The sequence below is a fragment of the Kitasatospora sp. NPDC002522 genome (assembly GCF_053595195.1).
The window spans coordinates 16,121-41,150 of record NZ_JBSFXE010000037.1; the positions used below are offsets into that span (position 1 = coordinate 16,121).

Annotated in this window: 22 protein-coding genes; 10 read left to right on the forward strand and 12 right to left on the reverse strand. The window is 72.8% G+C overall.

The window, feature by feature from the left end; all coding sequences use genetic code 11:
- Window positions 1-6: 6 nt before the first annotated feature.
- Window positions 7-534 (reverse strand): NUDIX hydrolase, encoded by a 528-nt coding sequence (locus ACWD4U_RS26805; RefSeq protein WP_363457680.1) that lies wholly within the window; start codon window positions 532-534, stop codon window positions 7-9.
- A gap of 336 nt (window positions 535-870) precedes the next feature.
- Between ACWD4U_RS26805 and ACWD4U_RS26810 the strand changes: the two genes are divergently transcribed.
- On the forward strand, window positions 871-1,710 hold the full coding sequence (locus tag ACWD4U_RS26810) for an IclR family transcriptional regulator (protein WP_363457682.1): 840 nt from the start codon (window positions 871-873) through the stop codon (window positions 1,708-1,710).
- Window positions 1,711-1,910: 200 nt separating this feature from the next.
- The gene (locus ACWD4U_RS26815; protein ID WP_363457685.1) at window positions 1,911-2,339 is read left to right on the forward strand and encodes an SsgA family sporulation/cell division regulator; all 429 of its coding nucleotides are present in this window, start codon (window positions 1,911-1,913) and stop codon (window positions 2,337-2,339) included.
- Window positions 2,340-2,404: 65 nt separating this feature from the next.
- Here ACWD4U_RS26815 and ACWD4U_RS26820 read toward each other — a convergent pair whose 3' ends face one another.
- Both ACWD4U_RS26820 and ACWD4U_RS26825 read right to left on the reverse strand, forming a co-directional pair.
- Window positions 2,405-5,374: a S53 family peptidase gene (locus tag ACWD4U_RS26820; protein ID WP_363457688.1), complete on the reverse strand. Its 2,970-nt coding sequence runs from the start codon at window positions 5,372-5,374 to the stop codon at window positions 2,405-2,407.
- A gap of 296 nt (window positions 5,375-5,670) precedes the next feature.
- Window positions 5,671-6,045, reverse strand: coding sequence for a phage holin family protein (locus ACWD4U_RS26825; protein WP_363457690.1), 375 nt, complete (start codon window positions 6,043-6,045; stop codon window positions 5,671-5,673).
- Between the two features lie 90 nt (window positions 6,046-6,135).
- On the opposite strand from ACWD4U_RS26825, the gene ACWD4U_RS26830 reads away from it, so the two are divergent.
- Together ACWD4U_RS26830 and tenA are read left to right on the forward strand one after the other, a co-directional pair.
- Entirely contained in the window at window positions 6,136-6,453 is a 318-nt protein-coding gene (locus tag ACWD4U_RS26830; protein ID WP_363457693.1) for a cupin domain-containing protein, read from the forward strand.
- A gap of 35 nt (window positions 6,454-6,488) precedes the next feature.
- Entirely contained in the window at window positions 6,489-7,151 is a 663-nt protein-coding gene (gene tenA, locus ACWD4U_RS26835) for a thiaminase II (protein WP_363457696.1), read from the forward strand.
- 19 nt (window positions 7,152-7,170) lie between these two features.
- Here the strand turns inward: tenA and ACWD4U_RS26840 are convergent, their stop codons facing one another.
- Window positions 7,171-10,050 carry a NosD domain-containing protein gene (locus ACWD4U_RS26840; protein ID WP_363457699.1) on the reverse strand — a complete coding sequence of 960 codons (2,880 nt, stop codon included), beginning with the start codon at window positions 10,048-10,050 and terminating at the stop codon, window positions 7,171-7,173.
- Window positions 10,051-10,331: 281 nt separating this feature from the next.
- Between ACWD4U_RS26840 and ACWD4U_RS26845 the strand changes: the two genes are divergently transcribed.
- A complete protein-coding gene (locus tag ACWD4U_RS26845) occupies window positions 10,332-10,532 on the forward strand; it encodes a DUF5326 family protein (RefSeq protein WP_363457701.1) in 201 nt (66 codons plus the stop codon).
- Window positions 10,533-10,582: 50 nt separating this feature from the next.
- Here ACWD4U_RS26845 and ACWD4U_RS26850 read toward each other — a convergent pair whose 3' ends face one another.
- The 7 genes from ACWD4U_RS26850 to ACWD4U_RS26880 form a co-directional block, all read right to left on the reverse strand.
- Window positions 10,583-11,530, reverse strand: coding sequence for an NAD-dependent epimerase/dehydratase family protein (locus tag ACWD4U_RS26850; RefSeq protein WP_363457704.1), 948 nt, complete (start codon window positions 11,528-11,530; stop codon window positions 10,583-10,585).
- Window positions 11,518-12,669, reverse strand: a complete 1,152-nt coding sequence (locus tag ACWD4U_RS26855) for a cytochrome P450 family protein (protein WP_363457706.1) — start codon at window positions 12,667-12,669, stop codon at window positions 11,518-11,520. The genes ACWD4U_RS26850 and ACWD4U_RS26855 overlap by 13 nt, the downstream gene beginning before the upstream one ends.
- Window positions 12,666-14,123, reverse strand: coding sequence for a class I adenylate-forming enzyme family protein (locus ACWD4U_RS26860; RefSeq protein WP_363457709.1), 1,458 nt, complete (start codon window positions 14,121-14,123; stop codon window positions 12,666-12,668). Before ACWD4U_RS26860 ends, ACWD4U_RS26855 begins: the two co-directional genes overlap by 4 nt.
- Before the next feature lie 142 nt (window positions 14,124-14,265).
- The gene (locus ACWD4U_RS26865) at window positions 14,266-15,006 is read right to left on the reverse strand and encodes a glycosyltransferase family 2 protein (protein WP_363457712.1); all 741 of its coding nucleotides are present in this window, start codon (window positions 15,004-15,006) and stop codon (window positions 14,266-14,268) included.
- Window positions 15,003-16,010 (reverse strand): 3-oxoacyl-ACP synthase III family protein, encoded by a 1,008-nt coding sequence (locus ACWD4U_RS26870; RefSeq protein ID WP_363457714.1) that lies wholly within the window; start codon window positions 16,008-16,010, stop codon window positions 15,003-15,005. Before ACWD4U_RS26870 ends, ACWD4U_RS26865 begins: the two co-directional genes overlap by 4 nt.
- A 119-nt stretch (window positions 16,011-16,129) precedes the next feature.
- Window positions 16,130-17,587: an SPFH domain-containing protein gene (locus ACWD4U_RS26875; RefSeq protein WP_363457716.1), complete on the reverse strand. Its 1,458-nt coding sequence runs from the start codon at window positions 17,585-17,587 to the stop codon at window positions 16,130-16,132.
- Window positions 17,588-17,785: 198 nt separating this feature from the next.
- Window positions 17,786-17,986 (reverse strand): hypothetical protein, encoded by a 201-nt coding sequence (locus tag ACWD4U_RS26880; protein WP_363457719.1) that lies wholly within the window; start codon window positions 17,984-17,986, stop codon window positions 17,786-17,788.
- A gap of 224 nt (window positions 17,987-18,210) precedes the next feature.
- Here ACWD4U_RS26880 and thiC point away from each other — a divergent pair, with 224 nt between their 5' ends.
- Window positions 18,211-20,055 carry a phosphomethylpyrimidine synthase ThiC gene (thiC, locus tag ACWD4U_RS26885; protein ID WP_363457721.1) on the forward strand — a complete coding sequence of 615 codons (1,845 nt, stop codon included), beginning with the start codon at window positions 18,211-18,213 and terminating at the stop codon, window positions 20,053-20,055.
- A gap of 69 nt (window positions 20,056-20,124) precedes the next feature.
- Here thiC and ACWD4U_RS26890 read toward each other — a convergent pair whose 3' ends face one another.
- On the reverse strand, window positions 20,125-21,501 hold the full coding sequence (locus ACWD4U_RS26890) for a Mu transposase domain-containing protein (protein ID WP_363457724.1): 1,377 nt from the start codon (window positions 21,499-21,501) through the stop codon (window positions 20,125-20,127).
- A gap of 327 nt (window positions 21,502-21,828) precedes the next feature.
- Between ACWD4U_RS26890 and ACWD4U_RS26895 the strand changes: the two genes are divergently transcribed.
- From ACWD4U_RS26895 to ACWD4U_RS26910, 4 genes are all read left to right on the forward strand, one after another.
- Window positions 21,829-22,185 carry a hypothetical protein gene (locus ACWD4U_RS26895; RefSeq protein WP_363457726.1) on the forward strand — a complete coding sequence of 119 codons (357 nt, stop codon included), beginning with the start codon at window positions 21,829-21,831 and terminating at the stop codon, window positions 22,183-22,185.
- Window positions 22,170-22,943 carry a DUF2637 domain-containing protein gene (locus tag ACWD4U_RS26900; RefSeq protein WP_363457729.1) on the forward strand — a complete coding sequence of 258 codons (774 nt, stop codon included), beginning with the start codon at window positions 22,170-22,172 and terminating at the stop codon, window positions 22,941-22,943. The genes ACWD4U_RS26895 and ACWD4U_RS26900 overlap by 16 nt, the downstream gene beginning before the upstream one ends.
- Window positions 22,944-23,151: 208 nt before the next feature.
- Window positions 23,152-24,009, forward strand: a complete 858-nt coding sequence (locus ACWD4U_RS26905) for a ParA family protein (protein WP_363457732.1) — start codon at window positions 23,152-23,154, stop codon at window positions 24,007-24,009.
- On the forward strand, window positions 24,006-24,920 hold the full coding sequence (locus ACWD4U_RS26910; protein ID WP_363457735.1) for a hypothetical protein: 915 nt from the start codon (window positions 24,006-24,008) through the stop codon (window positions 24,918-24,920). The genes ACWD4U_RS26905 and ACWD4U_RS26910 overlap by 4 nt, the downstream gene beginning before the upstream one ends.
- Window positions 24,921-25,030: the final 110 nt, after the last annotated feature.

Here is a 25,030-nt window from a genome sequence, read left to right on the forward strand (position 1 = left end):
GCCGGGTCAGGCCAGGTCCTGGGCGAGCAGGGCGCGGACGCCCTCGATGTTCGCGGCGAGGTAGGCACGCAGGCTGGGAGGGACCACGTTGACCGAGGTGACGCCTTCGCGGGTGAACGGCACCCGGACGATCCGGTACTCGCCGTTGGGCTGCTCCACCTCGGGGCCGTGCCGGCGGGACGGGTCCAGGTCGGTGAGCCGGCAGACGAAGAAGTGCTGCACCTTGACCCCGTGCGGGTGCGCGGGGGTGCCGTCGTCGTGGTGCGAGTGGGCGACGGTGTCGACGAAGGCGGGCACCACGTCGGCGATCTTGCCGCCCAACTCCTCGTCCACCTCCCGGTGCAGGGCCTCCACCACGGTGCGGTCGGTGGGTTCGACACCGCCGCCGGGAGTGATCCAGTACGGGTGCGGGGAGCCCGGGCGGACCCGGCGGATCAGCACCAGTGAGGCGGGGGAGTGCGGGTTGTCCGGGTCGAGCTCCAACAGGATGGCCCGGGCGGTGCGTTTGACGACGGGACGGACGGGAGCCGACATGGCTGCCACCTCCGGGGCGCGAGGGTTGTGCGGGAGTCTCCCGCGCGCGGCCCGGGGCCAAACCCGCACAGGGGTGCGATTCGGAGGAAGGCCTTCCGCCGAACGGGCTAGGCGGCATGCCCGGGGGTCCCGGTCGGCGGCGACGGACACACCGCCTGTGGATCTTCGATTCCCGCGAGCGGCCGAGATGACGCCTCGTGATCCGTCGACCACGCCGAGCATGCGCCTTCGAATCGAAGGGGAATTGGCCGGGGCGTGCTCGATAGTGATTGCAGGGGAGGTCGCCCTGTGCTGCAATGTGCGCCTGCCGGGCGGATTCGGAGCAGCCTCCTCCGAATGCCCATCTGTGCCCGGGGGATGGGGATGAGCATGGACCGGATCGGCGAACAAGCCGGCGGGGGGACCGCCTCGGCCACCAGCGGCGGCATACGTGCGCCGCGGGCGCCCACCCTGATCACCTCGGTGCAGCGCGCACTACGGCTGCTCGAAGCGGTCGGCACCCACCCGCACGGGGCCACCGCCAAACAGCTCGCGCGCTCCGCGGCACTCCCCCTCGGCACCACCTACCACCTGCTGCGCACCCTCACCCACGAGGGCTACCTGCGCCGGGACGAAGGCCGGTTCTACTACGGCGAGTCGGTCGACGGGATCAGCCGGGCCGACACCCGCCACGCCGAACGCGCCGACCTGCGCGGCCGGATGGAGGAACTGCGCGACGAACTCGGCGCCGCCGTCTACTACGCGGTCTACGAGGACGGCGAGGTGCGGATCGTCGACGTGGTCTCCGGCCCCGCCCAGCCGCCGGTCGAGGAGTGGGCCGACTTCCGTGCCACCGCGCACGCGCACGCCGTCGGACTCTGCCTGCTCTCCCAGCTCTGCGAGGAGGAGCGGCTCGACCACCTCGACCGCTACCGCCCCACCGCGCTCACCCCGTCCACCGCCACCGAACTGCACACCGTGCTGCGCCGGCTGGACGCGGTGCGGCCCACCATGCCGGTGCTGGAGCGGCAGGAGTACGCACTCGGCACGGTCTGCGCGGCGGTGCCGATCACCGTCGGCTCGGTGGTCGCGACCATGGCCTTCTCCCTGCCGCTGGAGCACGCCGACCGGCTGGACGCGGCCGCCGCGCGCCTTCGTTCCCTGGTCGGGGCCATGTTCCCGGCGTTCGTGAGGTGACCTGGGGTGATTTGGTGTGGTGTTCGTTCACCATTTGAAAAAGCTCACCTTGTCCGGATCGTTGCCAAACATGGACGATGAGGATCGAACGGGGAATCAGCGGACAAAACACACGAAGCCGTTCCACGACAGTGAATCGATGCCCGGTGCACGCGTCTCCCTCAGCGCACGAGCCCGGGCAGAACGAGAGGTAATGGCGCATGTACAGCACGGTCCAAGCCCACATGGCGATGCACCTCGTGGTGTCGAGCGAGCTCTCCTTCCGCATCGTGGTCGACCTGGACTACGACGGCGCCGATCCGTACGCCGTCCGCTTCACCTTCCACCTGCCCGGTGACGTGCCGGTCACCTGGGTGTTCGCACGGGAGCTGCTGGTGGACGGCGTCAGTCGCCCGACCGGCGAGGGGGACGTGCACATCCACCCGGTCGGCGAGGACCTCGCCGAGGTCTGCATCGTCCTGCGCTCCCCCGAGGGCGACGCGGTGCTGAGGGCCGCCGCCCCGCCGATGATCGCCTTCCTGGCCCGCACCGACCGGGTGGTCCCGATGGGCCAGGAGCTGGCCGGCGGCGAGCTCGACGAGGAACTCGCCAGCATCCTGTCCACCACCGGACACGAGAACGCGGGCTGACCCGGGCTCAGAAGCCCGGACCAGCCCGCGCGGTGGAGGACTGACGTGCCGTCAGCCTCGGGGGATCAGCTGTAGTAGCCGAAGACGTCGACGATGACGTCGGTGCTGCTCCACGAACCGTTCTTGATCATCACTCGGCCGTCGGCGCCGACCGGGACGGTGACCATGTTGGGTACGGTCTGGCCCGCCGTCCAGTTGAGGTTCGAGGTGTCGGGCGCGCTCTGCCCGGAGGGGTAGACGGTCAGGTGGCCGTCGACCTTCGGGTTGGTGACGGTCACGTTCAGGACCACGGCCTTGGCCTTGGAGAGCCGGCCGCCGCCGTCCAGGCCGAGGACCCGGACCTCGTCGGCGCCGAACGCGCCGGGGGTGGTGCCCTGGCCGGTCCGGCTGTCGAACAGCCGCTGCGGGGTGGTCGAGTGGAACGACGCGCCCGAGCCGGTGCCGAGGAAGCCGAAGACGTCCACGATCACCTGGGCGGAGTCCCAGGAACCGTTGTTGATCTTGATCGAGTTGTCCGGTCCGAGCGGCACGATCACCTGGTTGGCGACGGTCTTCCCGACGGTCCAGTTGAGGTTCGACGTGGTCGGCAGGGGGTTGCCGGAGGGGTAGACGGTCAGGTGGCCGTCGGCCCGCCCGTCGGTCGCGGTCACGTTCAGCACCACGGCCTTGGTCCCGGCCGGGGCGCCGAGCCGGCTGCCCGGGAGGGTGTAGGTGCCGTACGCGCCGAGGGCGCCCGAGGTGCGGGTGTCCAGCACCCGGGACGGACCGGAGGGCTGGTAGGTGGCGCCGCCGGCGGCGGTGCCGTAGTACCCCTGGACGTCGACGATCAGCTGGGTCTGGCCCCAGGCACCGTTGTAGAAGCGGACCTTGCCGTCCGCGCCGACCGGCACGGTGACCAGGTTCGGCACGGTCTTCCCGGCCGTCCAGTTGAGGTTGGAGGTGTTCGGGCGGCTGCCGCCGGAGGGGTAGACGGTCAGGTGGCCGTCGGTGCTCGGGTCGGTCACCGTCACGTTCAGCACCACCGAGGTGACGCCGGAGGCCGGGATGCCGCCGTTGCCCGTGATCTGCACCGCGGTCTCGCCGTAGGCGGCCAGCGCGGCGCCGGAGCGGGTGTCCAGCAGGCGGGTCGGGGCGACCGCGTTGAAGGTGCCGGCCGGGCTCTGCGGCAGGTTGGCGCACAGCTGCGCGAACAGCTTGTCTGCGCGCGGGCTGCCCAGACCGGTCGTCAGGTCGTAGCCGGCGCCGGCCTGGTAGAGCGAGCCGATGTAGCCGGACTGGTCCAGCACGTTGTTGCCGGTGGTGACGTCGTACAGGCCCGGGGTGCTGCCCAGCTTGTACAGCTGCGGGTTGAGGAAGCCGAGCGGCCCGGCGGCGGCGCACTTCGGGTCGGCGTTGGCGTGCGCGACCAGGCCCGCCCACAGCGGCGCGGCGTAGCTGGTGCCACCGATGATCATGACGAACAGGTCGCTCCCGCTGACCCAGGGCACGGTCAGGTAGCCCTGCTGGGGGTCGGCGACGGCGGCGACGTCCGGCACCTGACGGCAGGTCCGGCCGGCCGCGGCGCTGCAGACGTTGGCGTAGCCCGGGCCGGAGACCCCGGACTGGTAGCCGGTGGCGGAGTCGAGCGTGTACCAGGCCGAGACGCCGCCGCCGGTCGCGGCGCCCTGCTGGCCGTTGACCCCCGGGCTGTTCCACGTCGACTCGGTCCGGGCGCCGACCGATCCGGCCACCCGGGTGCCGCCGACGGCGGTGAGGTACGCGTTAGAGGCGGGCGAGATGACCGCCACCTGCGTGTCGCCCGCGATCTGGCCCGCGCAGGTGGTGGAGCCCGCGTCGCCGGACGCGGCGAGGACGGTCTGGCCCTGGGCCGCGGCCTGCTGCAGGATCAGGTCCTCGGCCTGCAGGTCGCCGACGTAGGCGTAGGGCTCGCACAGGCCCCAGCTGATCGACGCCACCTGGGCCCGGTTGTCCACCACGATCTGCCGCAGGGTGGCGACCAGTTCGGTGGTGGCCGTGCTCGCGCCCTCGTAGACCAGGATGTCCGCGTTCGGGGCGGTGCCCATCACGGTCTCGATGTCCAGGGCGGTCTCGACGCCCCGGCCGGTCTGCCAGTTGGCGGGCGTCGTCGGGCCGCCGTTCACCTTCACCCGGCTGACCGAGGTGGTGCTGCCGAGGCAGCTCCGGAACCAGTTGACGGCCTGGTCGTCGTAGTCCTCCAGGCTCATGATCGCCACGGTCGAGCCGGCGCCGCCGTTGCCGGGGGTCTGCTGGTAGACCTCGGCGATGCTCGTCGGGTCGGTGTACCCGTTCATCGGCTGGGCGCCGGGCAGCCGGCCCGTCAGGTTGGTGCAGAGGGCGGGCTGGCCGCCGACGTAGTTCGGGGTGGCCTGGGCGTCCGGCGTGGTCTTCGGGACCTTCAGTGGCACCGCCTTCGCCTGGTGCGAGGAGGTGGCCTTGGTCAGCGAGTTGAGGCCGGTGATCCCGGTGACCTTCGCGGCCGCCTTGCCGGAGAGCTGCGGGGCCGCGGTGTTGGCGAACGCGGCGCTGCCGTCGGCCAGCGTGTAGCCGGCGAAGTCGGTGGCGAAGGCCTTGCGGGCCTGGGCGACGGTGGCCTTGACCGGGATGGTCAGGCCGTCGCCCTCGACCGCGCCGGGCTGCAGGCCGGCCGCGCTGAGCTCGGCGGTGACGGCGGTGACGTCCGACGGGTTGGCGCCGAACCGGCCGGCGAACTCGCCGGTCCTCAGGTACTGGTGGAACAGCGGGCTGCCCGGCGTGGAGACCGCCGTGACGAAGCTCTCCAACGCGCCCGGGTCGCGCGGTCGCAGGGTCACGCCGAGGTCCAGCGGGGTCGCGTCGTCCGGCGCGGTGGCGTGCTTGGCGTCCGCCGGGGTCACGGGCACCCGGCCGATCCGCTGGGCCGGAGTCGGGGACGCGGCCTGCGCGGCGGTGGGCACCGCCAGGCCGAGCAGCATCGCCGCGGCGGCGCCGCCCGCGAGGGTGCGGTGTATTCGCCTGCGATCAGGGCGAGTGGGCATGCGGGTTCTTCTCCTGCCGGTCGTTCGGCGCCCGCGTGCGCGGACACCTGGCAGTGGCGGACCGGTCGCACGGCTGGGGTCGTAGCAGTCCGGGGGGCGTGAAGTCAGCGCAGAAAGCGGCAGCACGCCGCGAATCCCCCCGGAGTTCGCCCCCCAACCATCAGGGCGGTCAGCACACCGGCCGCCAGTTATACCAGCCTCGATCGGACGTTCGGCAACGGGGTTTCGACCCCGGGTGGCCCGCCGCCCGACGGGCAGTTGGACGGGCCACCCGCGGGGGCGGTCACGCGTCGCGGTCAGTCGTCGCCGAGGGCCAGGTTGAGGCCCCAGGAGACGACGCTGATGATCAGCGCGCCGAGCAGCGCCGGCCAGAAGCCCTCGACGTGGAAGTCCAGGTCGAGCTTGTCGGAGGCCCACGAGGTCAGCCAGAGCATCAGCGCGTTGATCACGAAGGTGATCAGGCCCAGGGTGAGGACGAACAGCGGCAGCGAGAACAGCTTCACCAGCGGCTTGACCAGGAAGTTGACCACACCGAAGATCAGCGCCACCGCCAGCACGGTGACGGTCTTCTGCTGCCAGTCGCGCCCCGACAGCGTGATCCCGGTGACGATCCAGGCGGCCACCCAGATCGCCGCCGCGTTGATGAGCGTTTTGATCACGAAGTTCTTCATGCGCGGATCGTGGCAGGCGTGGACGGCCGCAGGGAAGTCCCGTAGCGGTGTTGTTGAATGGGCCCGGACCGGGAGAGGAGCCGAGCCCCGATGAAGCTGTTCCGGCTGGACGAACTGGACACCGAACGCGCCGCCGGCGGTGGCGCGTACCTGCGCTTCCTGAAGCAGCCGACGATGTCCGCGGGCCTGTACGCGCTCTCTCCCGGCGACACCGATCCGCAGACCCCCCACGACCAGGACGAGATCTACCTGGTGGTCAGCGGACGGGCCGAGCTGACCGTCGGCCGGGAGACCGCCACGGTCGGCCGCGGCAGCGTGGTGTTCGTCCCCGCCGGGGCCGAGCACCGCTTCCACCACATCACCGAGGAACTGCGGGTACTGGTGGTCTTCTCCCCGCCGGAGGACTGACCGTGCCGCGCGGACCGGAGCCAGGAGCGACGCCCGTGACACTGACCGACGAACTCTGGGCGGCCATCGAGCCGACCTACCGTCAGATCCTCGACCACTCCTTCCTCGGCGGGCTCACCGACGGCACCCTGCCGCGGGCCGCCTTCCGGCACTTCGTGGTCCAGGACTCGCACTACCTGCGGGACTACGCCCGGGCGCTGGCGGTGTGCGCCGCCAAGGCTCCCGGCGAGGCCGAGGTGCGGGCCTTCGCCGCCGACGCGGTCGGCGCGATCGCCGCCGAGCAGGAGATGCACGCCGAGTTCCTGTCCGCCTTCGGCGAGGACGCCGAACTGGCCGCCGCCGAACCGGTGCTGCCCACCACGCTGGCCTACACCTCGTACCTGCTGGCCACCGTCTACGGCGGCTCCTTCGCGGAGGCGCTCGGCGCGGTGCTCCCCTGCTACTGGATCTACGCCCGGGTCGGCGAGGAACTGCTGGCCCGCTCCTCCCCCGACCCGCTGTACGCCAAGTGGATCGCCGCGTACGGCGAGGAGTCCTTCCAGTCCGTGGTGCGCCGGGTGCTGGAGCTCACCGACCGGATCGGCGAGGAGCTCTCCCCGGTCGAACGGCGCCGCGTCATCGAGCACTTCGGCACCACGGCGCGCTACGAGTGGATGTTCTGGGACGCCGCCTGGCGCGGGGAGACCTGGCCGGTCTGACCCCGCGCCGGCGCCCGGCTCAGCCCTTGGTGAAGTAGCCGAACAGGTCGGCGATCACCTGGACCCGGCCGAGGTGGTTGTAGACGGTCGCCCGGCCGCCGGTGCCGAGCGGGCTGGTCACCTGGTTCGGCACGGTGCGGCCCGGGTTGACGTTCAGGCTGCTGGTGCCCGGCCGGGCGGTGCCCGACGGATACACCGTCAGGTAGGTGTCCGCGGTGCCCTCGGTGGCGGTCACGTTGAACACCGCCGCCGGGCTCGTGGCCGGGGCGCCGTCGATCTCCACCGTGCCGTCCGCACCGAGCGGCCCGGAGCCGGTGCGGGTGTCCAGCAGCCGGCGCGGCGTGATCGGGGTGAACAGCAGCCCGTCGCGGCCGCCGTAGCTGTAGTAGCCGGCCACGTCCAGCACCACCTGGGTGGAGCCGGCGTGGTTGTAGACGCTCACCTTGCCGCCCGCGCCGACCGGGACGATCACCTGGTTGCCGGTGTCCTGGCCGGGCACCGGGTTCAGGCTGGACGCGTTCGGCCGGGACTCCCCGGCCGGCCACACCGTCAGGTGGGTGGGCTGGGTGGCCTCGGTGGAGGTCAGGTTGAGCACCACCGCGGCCGCTTCGGTCGGCACCCCGCCGGTCCCGGTCACCGTGAAGTCCCGCGCGGCGTCCGTCCCGATCGGTCCCCCGCCGCTGCGGGTGTCGGCGATCCGGGCGGGCTGCAGCGGGGTGTAGCGGTCGCCGATCTGGGTCACCGAGCTGTAGTAGCCGAGCAGGTCGACCACCACGTCGGTGCTGCCGCCGAAGGAGTTGCCGATGCTCACCGTGCCGTCGGCGCCCACCGGCACCGTCACCAGGTTGGGCACCGGCCGACCCGCGGTGTAGTTCACGTTCGAGGTGGTCGGCCGCGGCGCGCCGCTCGGGAAGGCGGTCAGGTGCCCGTCGGCGGCCGCGGACACCGCGGTGACGTTGAGCACCACCGCGTTCGGCGTCGCCTCGTACGGGATCGCCGGGTCGGGCATCACCCGCTGCAGCGGCACCTTGAGCGTGCCGCCGGCCGCAACGGTGGTCGAGCCGCCGAGGCCGCTGCGGGTGTCGACCAGCCGGGTCGGGCTGAGCGGGTGGAAGGTGGCGGCCAGGTACGTGGCGTGCACCGTGGTGTGCGCGGGCACCGTGCGGCCGCCGGCGTCGGTGACCGTCGCGGTGACCCCGTAGTCGCCCTCCCGCGCGTAGGTGTGCTGCGAGTCGGTGCTCGGCGCGGTGCCGTCGCCCCAGTCGTACACCGTCCTGGCGACCGACCACGGCGAGGTGACGCTGAGGTCCGCCGAGTACTGCAGCGGCGAGTCGGTCGGATGGGTCGTCACCGAGGTCGTCATCAGCCCGTCCGGGCTGACCGTGATCGGGGTGCCGCGCCCGCGGACGGTGTCGCCGTTGCCCATGGTCGCCACGACGCTCGGGGTGAAGGCGCCCTGCTTCAGGTAGGTGTGCGAGAAGCCGCTGCCCGGCTCGAAGCTCTGCGGGTCGCTGCCGTCGCCGTAGTCGACGGTGTACAGCACCGGCCGGGACCAGCGTTCCTGGTCGTTCACGTGGAAGGTGACGGGGGTGCCGATCGGCACCCGGTCGATCGGGGACTCCAGGCCGATCCACGCCGTGGAGGTGGTCAGCTCGCGCGCGCCGCGGTCGAGATATCCGTTCCCCGTACCGGAGTTGGCCACGTACGGGTCGTCGATCCGGTGGTAGCCGAGCAGGTCGGTGTCGAGAACGCCGGGGGCGTTCGCATCCGCGGAGTCGACCGCGGGCGAGTCCGAGCGGGGCTGCATGCCGCTCTGGTAGCCGTCGACCTTCGCGTCCCCGGTCAGATCGTGCGCCCCGTGACCCGCGACGTTCTTGGCGAAGGCCGTGGAGTCCGGGTACGTGGTGCCCGCCCACTCGTAGGCGGCCGCGCCGCGGAAGGGCGTCACCAGGTTGTAGTCGGCGACCGTCCCGGCCGCGGAGCCGGCCGACACCGACAGCTTGGCGGGGTGGTCGGCGGCCTCGCAGATGCCGCCCGTGCGGTCGAGGTCGGAGGAGGCGGCCAGCACGTTGTTCTCGACGTACGCGCCGCCGGAGACGCCGGCCAGCTCCACGGCGGGCGAACAGCCGCTGCTGATCGAGTTGTTGGTGACCACGGTGCCCGGTGCGTCGGTGACCAGGACGCCGCCCGCGCCGAGCAGGTTGTCGACCACGTTGGTGGTGATCACGGTGCCCTGGACGCCCGCGTCCACCGCGATCGCGTCGAACTCGTAGCCGCGCAGTACGTTCCGGCTGAGCACGGTCGAACCGGTCGTCCCGGTCAGCCGGACCGCGGCCTTGCGGGTGCTGCTGGAGAAGGTGCCGCCGCCGGTGCGGTTGCCGTCCAGGACGACGTTGCCGGTGTTCTTCAGCAGCACACTCTCACTCCGGCCGCCGATCGCCAGGCCGCTGACCCGGACGTCGTGCACGCCGTCCAGGACGAGGCCGTGTTCGCCCGGGAAGCCGCCGTTGACGAACGGGTTGAGCACCGGCAGCGAGTCGATGCCGTCCCGCAGCTGGCCGCCGACGAAGCTGATCGGCTGCTGCGGGGTGCCCGAGGTGGTCAGGGTGACCTGCTCCGGGTACTTGCCCGGGCCGATCTGCACGGTCTCGCCGGGCTGCACCTGGTCGGCGGCGCGCTGCACGGTGCACAGCGGCTGCGCCTGGGTGGCCGGTCCGTCGTCGGAGCAGCCGGCGCCCGACTTCACGTACAGCGTGCGGGCGGCGGCGGCCGCGGTGCCCGGGGCACCGAGCAGCGGCAGGGCCAGGCCGAGCGTCATCGCGGTGGCGCCGGAGAGCACGCGGATCGAGACCGGAGCGCCGAGCCGTCCGGTTCTCGGGCGCGCGGGAACGCGGTTCATGTGGACCCCCCAAAGTGCTGGTCCCGCACGGTGGTTCCTGTGCGGTCGACCCATTGTGCTCCCGGGTGATCACGCCGTGGACGGCGGGTCGCCGGTTCGCAGCGGCCCCGTTCTCAGGGGTGTCCCCGGGGGTCGGGGTAGGGGTGGATCTCCGGGTTCTCTCCGGGCCGGGAAGCCTCGTTTCGGTGCCGCGGCCCGCCTACGATCGAAGTGTCGAGATCGAGGGAGCGGGAACGCAGCCGGAACTGCCGGCACCGAGCCCGAGGGGAGAAGGTACGGACATGGCTGAGCTCTGGAAGTCGCTGCCCTCATGGGTGCGCAACATCGTCGTCCCGATCATCCTGATCGTGGTCGCCTGGAAGGTGATGTGGGCGGTGATCGGTGTGGTCGCCGGCCTGATCGGCTTCCTGATCAACGTCCTGGTGCTGGTCGGCATCGCCGCCGCCGTGGTGATCCTGATCAAGAAGGCCGCCAAGAGCTAGCTCCCGCAGGGGAGTTGGGAGGACACGGGGGAGTCGCCCGCACGGGGGAGTCAAGCAGGGGGATGCACACGGGGGAGCGCTGCGCTCGACCCGGCGTGGGAGCGGCCTTCGGGCCGCCCCAGCCGGGCGAGGTAGCCGTCGAGGTCCCGGTCCGGGGTGAAGCCCTGGTGCCGGGACTTCGTCGTTTCCAGCACCACCGGATGCGCGAGCTGGTCCAGCGCGTACCGGGTCACGCCCGGTCGTCGGCCCACCGCGAGCGCCGCCACCCGGCGCGGCACGTGCACCAGCCGCACCCGTCGCCCGTGCGCGGCCAGCACCCGGCGCAGCGCCGCGTCCCGCCGGTACGGGGCCCGGTCGGTGACGTTGTACGCGCCGGGCGGCCAGCCGGGCGCCAGCAGGCAGGCCGCGGCCAGGTTCTCCACCGCCGTCAGGCTCAACTCCACGTCGCCGCCGGGCAGCGGCAGCACGCCGCGGCGCACCGCGGCCAGCAGCCGCGGCACCAGGTGCGGGTCGCCGGGCCCGTAGACCGCCCGCGGCCGCAGCACCACCGCGCCCGCCGCGAGCGCCAGCCGGTCGGCGGCGGCCTTGGTCCGCCCGTACGCGTTGAGGTGCCCGCCGTCGGTGGGATGCTCCTCGGTGGTCCGGGAGCGGTCCGGGCGCGGGTCGTACACGCTGGCGCTGCTGACCAGGACGAACGGGCGTCCACTGGCGGCGTCGAGGAGCCGCGCGGTCGCCTCGACGTTGACGGTGTGCTGGGTCCGCTCGGCCGGCGAGCCGGGCGGATGGTCGCCGACGGCCGCCGCGCAGTGGATCACCACGTCGGCGGCGGACAGGTCGGGGGTGTGCGGCTCGGCGGCGTCCCAGGGCAGGTGGACGCCGTGGCGGGCCGGGCGGCGGCCGAGGGACAGCACCTGGTGGCCGCGGGCGGTGGCGAGTTCGGCCAGGTGGGAGCCGCAGAAGCCGGTCGCGCCGGTGACGGCGATGGTCAGTGGGGGCATTGGCGGGAGTCCTCCCAGGCGGTCGGTGCGGGGGGCGTGGGGGCCGGATCGTGGACGGACGGCTCCAGTACCAGGCGCCGATAGGACGGCAGGGCGCTGTGCCGGGCCGGCTCCGCGTGCCTGACCCGCGGCCGGTACGGGGCCAGGGCGTCGAGCAGGTCGGTGAGTTGGGCGCGGGCGAGGGCGGCGCCCGGGCAGGCGTGCGGGCCGAGGCCGAACGGCGCTTGGGTGGCCAGGCGGGGGTCGGCCGGGGTGTCGCGGTGGGCTTCGGCGGCGTGCCGGGCGACCAGCAACAGCCGGTCGCCGCGTCGGAGTCGGTGGCCGAGCACGACGGCGTCCGCCGCGGCGACCCGGGGCAGGACGGGGGAGGCCGCGGTCAGGCGCAGCAGGTCGGCCGTGAGCTCGGGACCTGTCCGCGCCCACAGCCCGGCGCGGGCGCACCACGCGGCGGCGCGGGGAAGCGCGGCCAGCGTGGTGTTCACGGCGGCCACCGCGAGCATCGCGTCGCGGGGGTCGGGGAGCAGCGCGGTCAGCTCGTCTGCCGCGCGGCGGGCCCGCCGCGCGGTGCCGGGCCGGGGCAGCGGCGACGGCAGGTGGGCCCGGGCGGTGGCGGCCGCGGCCCGCTCGGCCGCGGCGGCCAGCACGACGGGGTCGGCGGTGCTGCCGGTGAGCGCGGCGGCGGTCGCGCCGGCCATCCTGCGCGCCAGCGGCACCAGGTCGACGGGCTCGGCGCCGAGGTGCCCGTCGAGCATCGGCTGCCAGAGCGGACGCAGCCGCGTCACCCCGTCGGAGCCCAGCAGGGCGGCCAACTCCCTTCGGGCGCCGCGGTGTTCGCTGCCCGACTGGTCGAAGAGCAGCCCGGTGCCGGTGAGCCGCGCCGCAGTGCCGCCGGTGGTGTGCTCGGCGGTCCGGTCCAGCGGCACCCGGGTGAGGATCTCGCGGTACGCCTCGGGGTGGTGCACCAGCACGGTGCGGCCGACGCGCAGCAGCGGACGGTGCCGGGTGGCGGCGAGCAGTGCGAACAGCACCGGGTGCGAGGCCAGGTAGACCGCGCGGTCGGCCCGCCGGGCGGCGGCGTGCGTGCGGCTGGTTGGCGAGGCGTCAGCTGACTGCTCGTCGGCGGCAGGGTCGGTGTTCATCGGCGCGCCAGCTCCCGTGCGCAGTAGGCGGAGGCCGCGGCCCGGTCCGGTTTGCGGGAGCGGCCGGTGAGCGGGACGGGGCCGAGCAGGACGGCGTCGGGGCGGGCGGTGCCCATCCGGGTGAGCGGGGCGTCCAGGGCGGCGCGCAGCCGTCGCGGGTCGGTGCCCGGCCGGGGCTGGACCAGGGCGACCAGTTGCTCGTCGCCGCCGGGGGCCGGGACGCCGACCAGGACGGCGAGTTCGACCTCCGGCAGGTGCAGTGAGGGCTCGTACAGGCCCGGGTAGATGTTCTCCGCCCGGCGCAGCACCATGTCCTTGAGCCGGCCCGCGAGCACGATCCGCCCGTCGGCCTCCAGGCGGGCGCGGTCGCCGGTGCGGATCCACGGGTCGGGCGGCTCGCCGAGGTAGCGGTCGCGGGCGGCGGGGGCGGAGAGCAGCAGCTCGCCGTCGGCGCCGAGCCGGGTGCGGACGCCCGGCAGGGGGTGGCCGAGCAGGTCGCCGGAGCCGGTGAACGCACTCTTCTCCGCCTCCTCGACGGCGGCGGCCGGGAAGAGCTCGGTGAGCGCGTACACGCCCCAGGCCTCGCCGGCACCCGCTGCCTTGGCTCGGCGGAGCAGGGCGGCGTCGGCGGGCGCGGAGCCGGTCCAGACCCGGCCGGTGAGGTGACGCAGCGGGCGGAGTTGAGGCGGCGTCAGGTAGGTCTCGTCCGGGGACAGGGCGCGGATCTGCCGTTGCAGGGTGGCGGGGCGGCGGGCCGGCAGGGCGACGGTCGCCCCGGCGGCGAGGGCCGGGACCAGCACGAAGGTGGTGCCGCCGAGTACGACGCCGCCCGGCTGCGGCCGGACCAGGGCGTCCACCGCGCGCACGCCCGCCGCCAGGGTGGCCCGGGTGTGCACCACCGCGCGCGGGGCGGCGGTGGTGCCCGAGGTGAAGACGATCACCGCGTCGCCGTCGCCGTCGTACGGGCGCGGCGGCGGTGCGGCGGCGTCCGGGACGGCGGGCGCGCTGCCGAGGGTGCGGGGTCCGAGGGTGACCACCGGGCCGAGCTCCCGCAGCGGCGGGAGTTCCAGCCGCAGGCGGCGAGCCAGCGGACGGGCCCAGCCGGCCACCGCCTGCGCCGCGGCGTCGGCCACCACCAGCGCGGGCGGTGCCAGCGCCAGGCGGGCCCGCAGCACCTCCGGCCCGGCGCCCGGGTCCAGCACCGCGACCCGTAGGCCCAGCCGGTGCGCGGCCAGCAGCACCGCGAGCGCCCGCGGCCCCGGCCGGACCGCCACCCCGAGCGTGTCCCCCGGCCGCAGCCCGTACCGGTGGTGCAGCGAGGCCGCCAACCGGTCGGCGAGCGCGGTCAGTTCACCGCACCGGGCGAGCACGCGCGGGCTGCCGCCGCGGGTCGCGGTGAGCAGCGCGGGTCGGGAGCCGCCCTGACGGAGGGTCCGATCGAGTTGGTCGAGCACGGCGGATCGCTCCTGGGTGGTCGCGGCTTGGCTGCGGGTCTCGAGGCTCGGGTCTGGGTATCGGGTCTCGGTCCTCGGGTCTCGGCTCTCTGGTCTCTGGTCGGCGCGAGGGTGCCCGGTGCGAGGGCTACCGGTGCGAGGGCTACCGGACGTCCACCGCGCGGTTACCCGCTCCGCGTTCGAGGTACCAGCGGGCGGTGCCGCGCAGGCCGTAGGCACGGATGCGGCGGGTCGAGTTCTGCACCACCATGTCGCGGCGGTGCACGATCGCGGTGCTGCGCAGCCGGATCCGGTTGATGAAGGCCCGGTCGGTCGGCGAGGGGCGGCGGGGCATGCCGCCGCTGGCGAGGTAGAGCTCGGCGGTGATCGCCATGTTGTTGCCGGCGTGCATCCGGTACGGCGTCAGGTAGCCGTGGCGGCGGCGGTGGGCGGGCCGGATCCGGCCGAAGAACGCGCCGAGGGCGACCAGCAGCAGGAAGACGCCCCGGCCGAGCGGCCCGTGCTCGTCGCGCCGGGCGGTGACCCGTCCGCACACCAGACCGCCGGAGCTGAGCATCCCGGCGCGGGCGGCGGCGCTCCAGCCGGGCTGCGGGAGGCAGTCGGCGTCCGTGCGGGCGAGCAGCCGCGCGCCGTGCGCGATGGCGTGCCGGAAGCCGGAGTCGACGGCGCAGCCGACGCCCTTCTCGGGTTCGGTCAGCAGGTGCACCGGGAAGGGTGCCTGCGCCGCGAACGCCAGGACCTGCTCGGCGGTGGCGTCGGTGGAGCCGTTGTCGACCACCAGCAGGGTGAAGTCGCGGTCGTGCTGGGCGGCGAGGGCACGCAGCGTGCCGCCGATCCGGGCGGCCTCCTGGTAGGCGGGGACGACCACCCAGAGCTCGGTCACGACTTCTCCCAGACCATCGTCTGCAGGCTGACCCCGCCGCCCAGCCCGACCATCAGCACCCGCTCGCCGGGCATCAACTCATCCATGATGCGGTCGAGTTGGACCCCGATCGTGGCGGACGCCAGATTGCCCAGCTCGGGCACGGTGACCACCAGCTTGTCCGCCGGAACCCCGGTGAGCTCGACGAACCGCTCCAGGTAGGGGAGGGTCACCTGGTGCACCAGCACCCGGGTGTAGGCGTCCCAGCCGTAGCCGGTGCGGGCCGCCACCCGGGTCAGGATGTCCGCGCCGATCTTCTCGAAGACGCCGCGCAACTCCTTGCCACCGCCCCGGAAGTAGCTCCACTCGTCGCCGCGCGGATGCCGCGAGCCGCCGCCGGGGATGCCGCCGACCTCCCAGTGTTCGGAGGCGGTCTCGGTCTCCACGTCGAGGATGCCGCCGCGTGCCACCGGTTCGACCACGACGGCCGCGCCCGCGTCGCCGAAGGTGTAGCCGGCGAACCCGTCGCGGAACTCGGCGAGGCCGGACGGGTCGCGGCGCATCGCCCGGCTCGGGGTCTCGCCGGTGACCACCAGCGCCCGGCGGGCCCGGCCGGCCAGGATCATCGCCCGCGCGGTGTCGATCCCGTTGAGGAAGCTGTTGCAGGCGTTGGAGACGTCCAGGGCGTGGGCGCGGGAACCGAGTTCGGCCTGCACCAGGTGCGCGGTCGCGGGCTCGCAGACGTCCCGGGAGGCGGAGGCGAACACCAGCAGGTCGACGTCGGCGGGTTCCAGCCCGCGGGCGGCCAGCGCCTTGCGGGCCGCGTCCAGCGCGAGGACGGAGGGGTGCTCGTCCGGTCCGGCGAACCGGCGGGTGCGGATGCCGGTCGCCTTCTCGAACATGCCGTCGGGCAGCGCGAGTCCGCTTCCAGCCGCCACCTCGTCCTGCAGCTGCTTCGAGGTGACGACCTGCCGGGGCAGGCACGAGCCGACGGCGGTGATCCCGACGCGGGGCAGCAGATTCATGGGCTCGATGCTCGCGTGCCGGGCGTCACGGGGGCGTGAGTACGGGTACTCAGGTCGCAGGGGCGCGGGTGCGGAACCGTGGTCCCGCACCCGCGCCCCCGTTCCACTCTGACCGGTCGTCAGCTCTTGCTGCCGTCCTGGATCGGGATGACCTGCGCCGCCGCGGGCTTGGCGGCGGCCTCGGCGGCCTCCGCACCCCCGCCGGGGTTCATCGAGCTCAGCAGCTGCCGGGCCAGGCCCAGGCCGGTGCCGCCCATGGTGAGCGCCTTGGCGAACATCTCGGACATGCCCTCCGCGCCGTTCAGCAGCACCATGTGCTCGACATTGCCGAAGGCGTCCGCGCCGGCCCGCACGATGGCCGGCCAGTTCTCCGCCAACTGCTGGGCGACGACGGCTTCCTGGTTCTCGGCGAGGGCCGCCGCGCGGGCCTTGATGCCCTCCGCCTCGGCCAGGCCCAGCGCGCGGAGGGCCTCGGCCTCGGCGAGGCCCTTGGCCGCCGCGGCGGCGGCCTCCGCCTCACCGGTGGCCCGGGTCGCCTCGGCGGCGGCCAGACCGCGGGCCCGGGTGGCCTCGGCCTCGGCGCCCGCCGCGACCTTGACCCGGTTGGCCTCGGCCGCGGTCTTCAACTCGGTCTCCTTGGCGGACGCCTGGGCGGCCGAGATCCGGGCGTCGCGGTCGGCGTCGGCCTTGGTCCGGGTCTCGTACGCCCGGGCGTCCGCGGGCTTGCGGACGTCGGCCTGCAGCTGCTGCTCCCTGCGGTGCGCCTCCAACTCGGCGACCTTGGTCTCCTGGACCACGACCTCCTGCCGGGAGGCGGCCAGCGCGAGCGGTCCGGCCTGCTGCGCCTGGGCCGCGGCGGTGTCCATCTCGGCCTGGTAACCGGCCTGCTGGATCGCCGAGTTGCGCGTCGCCTCGGCCTTGCGGGCGAACGCCTCCTGCTCCGCCTCGGTGGCCCGGCGGTCGGCCTCGGCGGCCGCGATGCGGGCGTCGCGCTGGACCGCCGCGGCGTGCGGCGCGGCCAGGTTGGTGATGTAGCCGGTCGGGTCCAGGATCTCCTGGATCTGCAGCGAGTCGATGATCAGGCCGAGCTTCTCCATCTCGGCGCCGGACGCGGAACGGGTCTCCCCGGTGAGCCGCTCACGGTCGCGGATCATGTCCTCGACCGTCAGCCCGCCGACGATGGAGCGCAGGTGGCCGGCGAACACGTTGTGCACCCGCTGGCCCATCATCTTCTGCTGGTCCAGGAAGCGGCGTCCGGCGTTGGCGATCGACACCGAGTCGTCGCCGACCTTGAAGATCACCACGCCCTTGACGTGCACCGGAATGCCCTGCGACGTCACGCACTCGACGTCCAGCTCGGACTCGTTCAGGTCCAGCGACAGCCGCCGCACCGCCTGGACGCCCGGCACCACGAAGGTGCCCCGCCCGGTGACGATCCGGAACCCCAGGCCGTCCCCGTGCTTGGCGCCCGAGATGATCAGCGCCTCGTTCGGTTCGGCGACCCGCCACATCAGCTTGAACAGCGTGACGATCACCACGATGGAGGCGATGGCGCCTCCGACGATGCCGACAAGCATCGGCAATCTCCCCCTTCAGGGCGCACCGGTCCCGTGGCTGCGCGTCGGTTGTGCAGGATGGCGCGGAACGCGGTGGCAGCCCGACATTCTGCGCCTGCCGTGATCGCAGCGGAAGAGGGATCGCCCGTGCGCACCGTCACTGTCTCGAAACAGTTTCGGGAGGTTTGCCGGAGCGCTGCTGACGTGCGGTCAGACCGCTCAGAACGGCTGCACGTAGACCGTGCGCGGTGGCTGGTACTCGACCACCACGACCGTCGAGCCGATCTCCAGCGTCTCACCGGGCACCGCCAGGTACGCCAGGAACGCCTCGCTGCCCTGACGCTCCGGCACGTGCACCATGACCTCGCCGACCAGCCCCCGGCCGATCCGGCCCGTCACCCGCCCGATGAGTCCGACCATCGCGCCAGTCTGACCGGCCGTCCGGAGCATGTCCACTGGCCGGAAGCCGTCTGGACCCACAAGGTTCGCACCGCTACGGTGGTCGGCGTCCTGCCCTCGCAGGACACGGGAGCTCGGAGCACCGGGCTGAGAGGACGCTGACCGGCACGTGCGCACGTGCCACTCGCTGCGTCGACCGCAGGAACCTGACCGGGTAATGCCGGCGTAGGGAGTGAACAGGTCTCATGACCGTTTTCGAAGCACGGCCGCAGTCTGCCTCCGACGGCTCGAACGACGCCGCTACCGGTTCGGCGTCGACGGACAGCACCACCACCGGCTACCCGACCCCGGCGTGGCGCAAGGCGTACCGCCAGGGCAGCCGCCCCGACCTGCGCGTTCCGTACCGCGAGGTCCACTTGACCAACGGCCGCACCGTCCCGCTGTACGACACCTCCGGCCCGTACACCGACCCCGACCACAGCGCGGACGTCCGGCGCGGCCTGCCCGCGCTGCGCGACCCGTGGATCCGCCAGCGCGGCGACGTCGAGGAGTACGACGGCCGGGAGGCCCGGCCCGAGGACGACGGCATCCGCCACACCTCCCCGCGCGGCGGCGACCTGCGCACCCTGGACGCCGTCTTCCCCGGCCGCCCGCGCCGCCCGCTGCGCGCCCGCGACGGCGTCGCGGTCACCCAACTCGGCTACGCCAAGCAGGGGTTGATCACCCCCGAGATGGAGTACGTGGCGCTCCGGGAGGGCCTGGAGCCCGAGTTCGTCCGGGACATGGTGGCGCGCGGACGCGCCGTCATCCCGGTCAACGTCAACCACCCCGAGGTCGAACCGGCCATCATCGGCACCGACTTCCTGGTGAAGATCAACGCCAACATCGGCAACTCCGCGGTCACCTCCTCCATCGAGGAGGAGGTGGAGAAGATGACCTGGGCCACCCGCTGGGGCGCCGACACCGTCATGGACCTCTCCACCGGCCGCAACATCCACACCACCCGCGAGTGGATCCTGCGCAACTCCCCGGTCCCGATCGGCACCGTCCCGCTCTACCAGGCGCTGGAGAAGGTCGACGGCCGCGCCGAGGAGCTCAGCTGGGAGGTCTACCGGGACACCGTCGTCGAGCAGTGCGAGCAGGGCGTCGACTACATGACGGTGCACGCCGGCGTGCTGCTGCGCTACGTCCCGCTCACCGCCCGCCGTAAGACCGGCATCGTCTCCCGCGGCGGATCGATCATGGCCGCGTGGTGCCTGGCGCACCATCAGGAGAACTTCCTCTACACCAACTTCGAGGAGCTCTGCGACCTGCTGCGCGCCTACGACGTCACCTTCTCGCTCGGTGACGGCCTGCGCCCCGGCTCGATCGCGGACGCCAACGACGAGGCGCAGTTCGCGGAGCTGACCACGCTCGGCGAGCTCGGGCGGATCGCCCGCGCCAAGGACGTCCAGGTGATGATCGAGGGCCCGGGCCACGTCCCGATGCACAAGATCCGCGAGAACATGGACCTCCAGAAGGAGATCTGCGACGACGCGCCCTTCTACACCCTGGGCCCGCTCACCACCGACGTCGCACCCGGCTACGACCACATCACCTCGGGCATCGGCGCCGCGATGATCGCCTGGTGGGGCACCGCGATGCTCTGCTACGTCACGCCCAAGGAACACCTGGGCCTCCCCAACCGCGACGACGTCAAGACCGGCGTCATCACGTACAAGATCGCCGCCCACGCCGCGGACCTCGCCAAGGGCCACCCCGGTGCGCAGGCCTGGGACGACGCGCTCTCCGACGCCCGCTTCGAGTTCCGCTGGGAGGACCAGTTCAACCTCGCGCTGGACCCGGAGACCGCGCGCGACTTCCACGACGAGACGCTCCCCGCCGAACCGGCCAAGACCGCGCACTTCTGCTCCATGTGCGGCCCGAAGTTCTGCTCCATGAAGATCAGCCAGCAGATCCGCGCCGACCACGGCGACGGGTCCAGCGCGATGCAGAGCGACGTCGACGCCGAGGCGCTGGCCGGGATGCAGGCCAAGTCCGAGGAGTTCGCGGCCCGGGGCAACCGGGTCTACCTCCCGCTGGCGGACTGAGCCGCCGATGACGCCGGTCCGCGCTTCGGAGGGGGGAGCGCGGGCCGGGCTCTTTCCGGGTCAGGCGGCTCAGCTTCCGGCGTCGTCGGCCGGGCGGTCCCGCTGGGGTGGCACCCGCGGCGTCGTGATGTCCTGCTCCTCGTCGGGGCGGCGGCTGGGCGGGACTTTGAACCGGGCGCGTAGCACGGCGGCTTCGGCCAGAGCCTGTGGGGACGGCGGGCGCGGCGTGTTCCGTCGGCAGGACGGGGTGGTGGCGGGCGCCGGTACCGGGCGCCGCTCCAGTACGGCGACGGCGCTGCTGCGCTCGACCGTCAAACCGGCCCCCGTCGGGGCGAGCGAGTAGCGGGCGATGACGGCTCCGCCGGGCGTTTCGATGGACAGTCGGGCCTGGTCGAGGCGCCGGCAGACCTCCACCTGGGCGCCGGCCAGGTGGTCCGGCACGACGTAGAAGTTGCCGCGGAAGGGCACCAGGCCCTGGGCGGTGATGGTACGGCGGGCGCGGACGCGGGCCGGGAAAGGCAGGACGGGCATCTCGCGAAGCGCGGCGGTGTCCACACAGCGGCTGCCGACCTCTGGGTGCGGCGCGTCGTCGGTCCTCCTGCGCCGGGAGTCCAGGTTCGCGGCGAGCCGGTTCAGGCTGCCCTGGGCGTCCTGGAGGGTGGTGTCGTTCGTCACCCCGCGCCACCAGGAGCGGAGGGCCCTGTCCAGGGTCCGACGGGTGTGCGAACGGTGGTCGGTCGGCAGGCGGCACTCGATGCGCGCGCCGTAGTGTCCGGCCACCTGTCGGAACGCCGGTGTCACCCGGTTGGTCGTCGGGCACCACATGGCCGGTGTCCGGCCGAACCGCCAGCACCCGGCGGTGCCGCCGAGCCGTCTCAGCACGAGGTCGACGGCTTCCACGAGGTTGGGCAGTTCCTGGTCCTCCGCGAGCGCCACAGACCAACGGCCGAGGCCGTCGTCGGCGTCCGTACCGGAGCCGGTGAGCGAGGCCAGCAGCAGGCACGCCCGGTTGCCGTAGCCCCAACCCGTCGGCGGCTCGGGAAGCCGCAGCCAGTCGAACTCGACGGCCTCCTCGCTCCGCCGGGCGGCGGGTCGGCTGCGCGCGACCGTGACTGCATCCTGGCACTGCTCACAGGCCGGCCGGGCCTGGTGTCTTCGCAGGCCCCGGGTGAAGGTCGAGTAGCCGCCCGGATAGCCGAGGTCGACGACCTCGTCGAAGAGCGCGGTCGCGGCGAGGTGCGGGTCCTCCGCGAGGCGTCGGCGGCAGTACGGCAGGAATTGGAGGAAGGCGTCCTGGGAAGAAATTCGGATGCCCGGGGTTCGCTTGCCGCGAAGGTAGGACCTCACCGTTTTTCGATCACGCCCGAGGTGTCGGGAGATCTTGATTATCGACCATCCCTGGCGATGAAGACTGACTGCTTCCAGGTACTCCCGCCTGCTGAGCAAGAAGCCTCCCGAGGTCGAATCCAGACCGATTCAAGTCGGTGAATATGCCAAGAGCAAACCGGAAACATAGCACGCGGAGTGGCTGTGCCGAGAGAATGAACGTTTCTCTTGCGATTGTTTTACTGGGGACTTCTGGCGAGCGGTGCCGGAGGTGAATATTTGATTACCCATACCCGGGCCGATTGGGATACGTTCCGTAGTCGGCGAGAAAAGACCCACCCCCCGCGCCACCCCCCGGGTAATTTCATGGAGCGTCTCCGATATCGAATATGGAAGGACACCTGGATGCCGTAAGAACGGAGATCGCCGCTCCTCGTTGATGAACCCGTGACCTCAACACGCCAGCCCTACACCTCGTCACCCCCCGTGCGGGAGCCGGTCGCCCCGCTCGGGAACTGGCTCTTCGTTCCCGACCGCCACAACGCCGTGGGCGACGTGGCCACCGGCTACCTCGCGCGCAACGGCGAGCGCGTCACCCTGTCGTACACGTCCCGCGCGTTGGCCGATTTCGAGCGGACGATCCGGCAGTTGCAGAGCGACTTCGCCGCGCGGATCGGCTCCCTGCTCTTCTCGGCCGAGACGCCGCAGGTCGTACCGAGGCCCCCTGCACGGGCCCTGGCCGGGGAGCGGACCAAGCCGCGGACAGGCGACCGCGTGGGGAGCGTGCCGTGTACGACCGTATGACCGAGCCTCCCGACCGGCACGGGGACCACGGCTTCGGCGAGCCCGAGGACCGGGCATGGGCCACGCCCCGTGACCGTATCCGTGCGGCAACCCTTCCGGCGGGCGACTGGTACGACGACGGCTTCGCCCGTGACCTCAGCCGCGCGTACGGCGACGCGCAGGCGTTCAACCCCACCGTCACATCGGCCGGCGGTTGGGGGGACGAGACGGTGTTCGTGCCCCCTCCGCGCGCGCCGGTCGACCTGCCGGGGCCGGCCAGGCAGGGCCGACCGGTCGGCCCGTCGGCCTCGCGGCATCGCCGACGGTCTCCTGTCTCCCACCCGGCCCGTGCCCAGCTGATCAGCTCGGTGTTCGGCGCTCTGACGGCGGTCACGGTCGCCTCGGCCTGCGTACTCGGCTGGGTGTTCTCCTACGGCCCGTTGCGGGAGGTGGCGTTCTCACGCGTGCCGCAAGGACTGTCGCCGTTGTGGCCGGCGGTCGTCTACGGGCCGTGGCTCGCGGGTTGTCTGTCGGTCCTGCGTGCGGTCCAGTACGGACGTCAGCCGGTCCACTCCTGGGTCGTGGTGGTGCTGTTCTCCGGCCTCGCGGCCGGACTGTGCGTCGCCGACGTCTCCTGGACCCTGTCCGCCGTCATCGTCGCCGGGCTGCCCCCGCTCACCGGAGTCGTCTCGCTCCATCAACTGGTTCGCCAGCTCACCGCGGTTCGGGGCACGCGCCAACCTCTGGGCCGCCAGGCGGGGCGCAAGGCGTCCCGGTGACCCGCGGTCACCGGCCGATGGCCGCCGACCGAGGCCGTGGTCGCGGTGCGCGGTCGTTCTTGCCCAATTGGGCAAGAACGATCTTGGTGGTGGGGGCGCGGCGTCCGCGACGTCTGCGGCAGCGGCGCCCTCGACATCCGCGGTTGTGGGCGAGAGCGTCGGCGCGTGCTGCCGGGTGGGGGGCGGTCGGATGACTATCGTCCGTGCCATGACCGATACGGCACCGGGCGCCGTTCTCGACGCTCTCGCACTTCCCTCACCGCGCCACGGTGGGGCCGAACCGGCCCGCATCATCGCCGTCTGCAACCAGAAGGGCGGCGTCGGGAAGACCACCACCACGATCAACCTGGCCGGCGCCCTCGCCAGTCACGGCCTGCGCGTGCTGGTCGTCGACTGCGACCCGCAGGGCAACGCCAGCATGGCCTTCAAGGTCCCGCTGCTGAACGAGGACGCGGGCGCCACCCAGGCCACCGTCGTCCTGGGGATGGGCGACCCCCGACCGATCATCGCCCGCACCCGGGTGCCGAACATCGACGTCCTCCCCGGCTCGATGGACATGTGCTTCCTGCCGTCCCGGATGCGCGAGCACGGCAGCAGCATCGGCCTCTACCGCCGCCTGCTGTCGCACGTGGTCCACCTCTACGACGTGGTCCTGCTCGATCTGCGACCGGCGCTGGACACCGACACCGACGCCCAGACCGCCGCGGCGGACGCGGCGATCATCCTGGTCGACGTCGACGAGTGGTCGATGAAGGCCGTCAAGATGCAGACCGCCCAGCACATCGTCGCGATGCGCAAGGCCGAGCGGCCGGACGGCGACCTGGAGATCCTCGGCCTGATCATCGGCCGGGTCACGCGGCCGATGGGCGACTTCGACGCGAAGATCTACCAGCAGCTCAGGAGCCACCCGCGCATCCGCTGCATCGGCGAGGTCCCCATCCGGGCGACCGACCTCAAGGAGTCCCGCAGCGTCGGCCTGCCGGTCGTCCAACACCGGCCGAAGAGCGACACCGCCGGATTCTTCCTCGACATCGCCGCCCACGCGGGACTGGTGAAGACCGCATGAGCCACGCGTACGAGCTCGAAGGCTGGGACGACGACGACGCCACCGAGGCCGCCGTGGCCAGCCTGGCCGGCACCGCCCAGCGGGTGGCCGACGAACGGCAGACCGCGGCCGACGAACAGCTGGCCACCCGCATCACCGCCGCGGTCGAAGCGTCCCGTCCAGGTCTCGACAAGATTCCCGACCCGGTCGACCCCGCCGGTGACGGCGACCTGACCGCCGAGGAGCAGCACCGCCTCGCGGCCTGCGTCGAAGGCGTGGAACTGCTGTCCACCGCCTACTGGGTCGCGGGCAAGTCGCTGGACACCATGGCCGTCGGCCGACTGTTCCGCCGGCTCCCGCACAAGCTGGAGCCGGACCGCTGCTACGCCACGATCGAGGAGTGGGCGGACGTCGAGCACGGCATCAAGCAGTCGCGGTGCAGCAAGCTCCGCGCCGGGTGGGAGCTCGGCGAAGTCCTCAACGCCCGCGGCTACAAGGCCCCCGAAGGGCAGGTCCGCGAGCTGGTGCCGCTGAAGAACCGTCACGGCCTCAAGGCCGCCGTCGGCGTCTACCAACTGGTCGTCAACGCGGCCGGCGCCGACAGGGTGACCGCCGAGCGGATCCGCGAGACCGTGCGCCTGCTGCCCGGCGACCTGGCCCTCAGCGACGAGGACGACCCGCAGGCCATCGCCCAGGCGCTGAACGGCGTGATCGAGGCGGCGGAGCCCCCGCCGTCCAGGCCGCCCACCCCGCTGTCGGCCAAGCTCAGGCGCGACGTCGACCGCCGGGCCCTGGCCCTCGCCGACGGCCTCGACCGCCGACGCATCGACCGCCACGAGGTCCTCGGCCACCTGCTCGCCGCGTTCGCGGACGAGACCGACAGCCGGGTCTTCGACGCCGTGTTCGACCGGATGAAACGGGCCGTCGTCTGACAGACCGGTGTGTGCCGACCGTCGGCCGGTAGCGTGGCCGGTGATGACACGGACATGTGCCGGCGTCGCCGGTGTGACCAGCGCAGGCGGTGTTCGAGGTCGTGGACGGC

Excerpts from the sequence above, each read along its gene's own strand:
- ACWD4U_RS26840 (WP_363457699.1), bottom strand. The coding sequence starts at position 10,050 with ATGAACCGCGTTCCCGCGCGCCCGAGAACCGGACGGCTCGGCGCTCCG.
- ACWD4U_RS26820 (WP_363457688.1), bottom strand. The coding sequence starts at position 5,374 with ATGCCCACTCGCCCTGATCGCAGGCGAATACACCGCACCCTCGCGGGC.
- ACWD4U_RS26905 (WP_363457732.1), top strand. The coding sequence starts at position 23,152 with ATGACCGATACGGCACCGGGCGCCGTTCTCGACGCTCTCGCACTTCCC.
- ACWD4U_RS26805 (WP_363457680.1), bottom strand. The coding sequence starts at position 534 with ATGTCGGCTCCCGTCCGTCCCGTCGTCAAACGCACCGCCCGGGCCATC.
- ACWD4U_RS26810 (WP_363457682.1), top strand. The coding sequence starts at position 871 with ATGCCCATCTGTGCCCGGGGGATGGGGATGAGCATGGACCGGATCGGC.
- ACWD4U_RS26870 (WP_363457714.1), bottom strand. The coding sequence starts at position 16,010 with ATGAATCTGCTGCCCCGCGTCGGGATCACCGCCGTCGGCTCGTGCCTG.
- ACWD4U_RS26845 (WP_363457701.1), top strand. The coding sequence starts at position 10,332 with ATGGCTGAGCTCTGGAAGTCGCTGCCCTCATGGGTGCGCAACATCGTC.
- ACWD4U_RS26850 (WP_363457704.1), bottom strand. The coding sequence starts at position 11,530 with ATGCCCCCACTGACCATCGCCGTCACCGGCGCGACCGGCTTCTGCGGC.
- ACWD4U_RS26825 (WP_363457690.1), bottom strand. The coding sequence starts at position 6,045 with ATGAAGAACTTCGTGATCAAAACGCTCATCAACGCGGCGGCGATCTGG.
- ACWD4U_RS26910 (WP_363457735.1), top strand. The coding sequence starts at position 24,006 with ATGAGCCACGCGTACGAGCTCGAAGGCTGGGACGACGACGACGCCACC.
- thiC (WP_363457721.1), top strand. The coding sequence starts at position 18,211 with ATGACCGTTTTCGAAGCACGGCCGCAGTCTGCCTCCGACGGCTCGAAC.
- ACWD4U_RS26880 (WP_363457719.1), bottom strand. The coding sequence starts at position 17,986 with ATGGTCGGACTCATCGGGCGGGTGACGGGCCGGATCGGCCGGGGGCTG.
- ACWD4U_RS26815 (WP_363457685.1), top strand. The coding sequence starts at position 1,911 with ATGTACAGCACGGTCCAAGCCCACATGGCGATGCACCTCGTGGTGTCG.
- ACWD4U_RS26830 (WP_363457693.1), top strand. The coding sequence starts at position 6,136 with ATGAAGCTGTTCCGGCTGGACGAACTGGACACCGAACGCGCCGCCGGC.
- ACWD4U_RS26855 (WP_363457706.1), bottom strand. The coding sequence starts at position 12,669 with ATGAACACCGACCCTGCCGCCGACGAGCAGTCAGCTGACGCCTCGCCA.
- ACWD4U_RS26875 (WP_363457716.1), bottom strand. The coding sequence starts at position 17,587 with ATGCTTGTCGGCATCGTCGGAGGCGCCATCGCCTCCATCGTGGTGATC.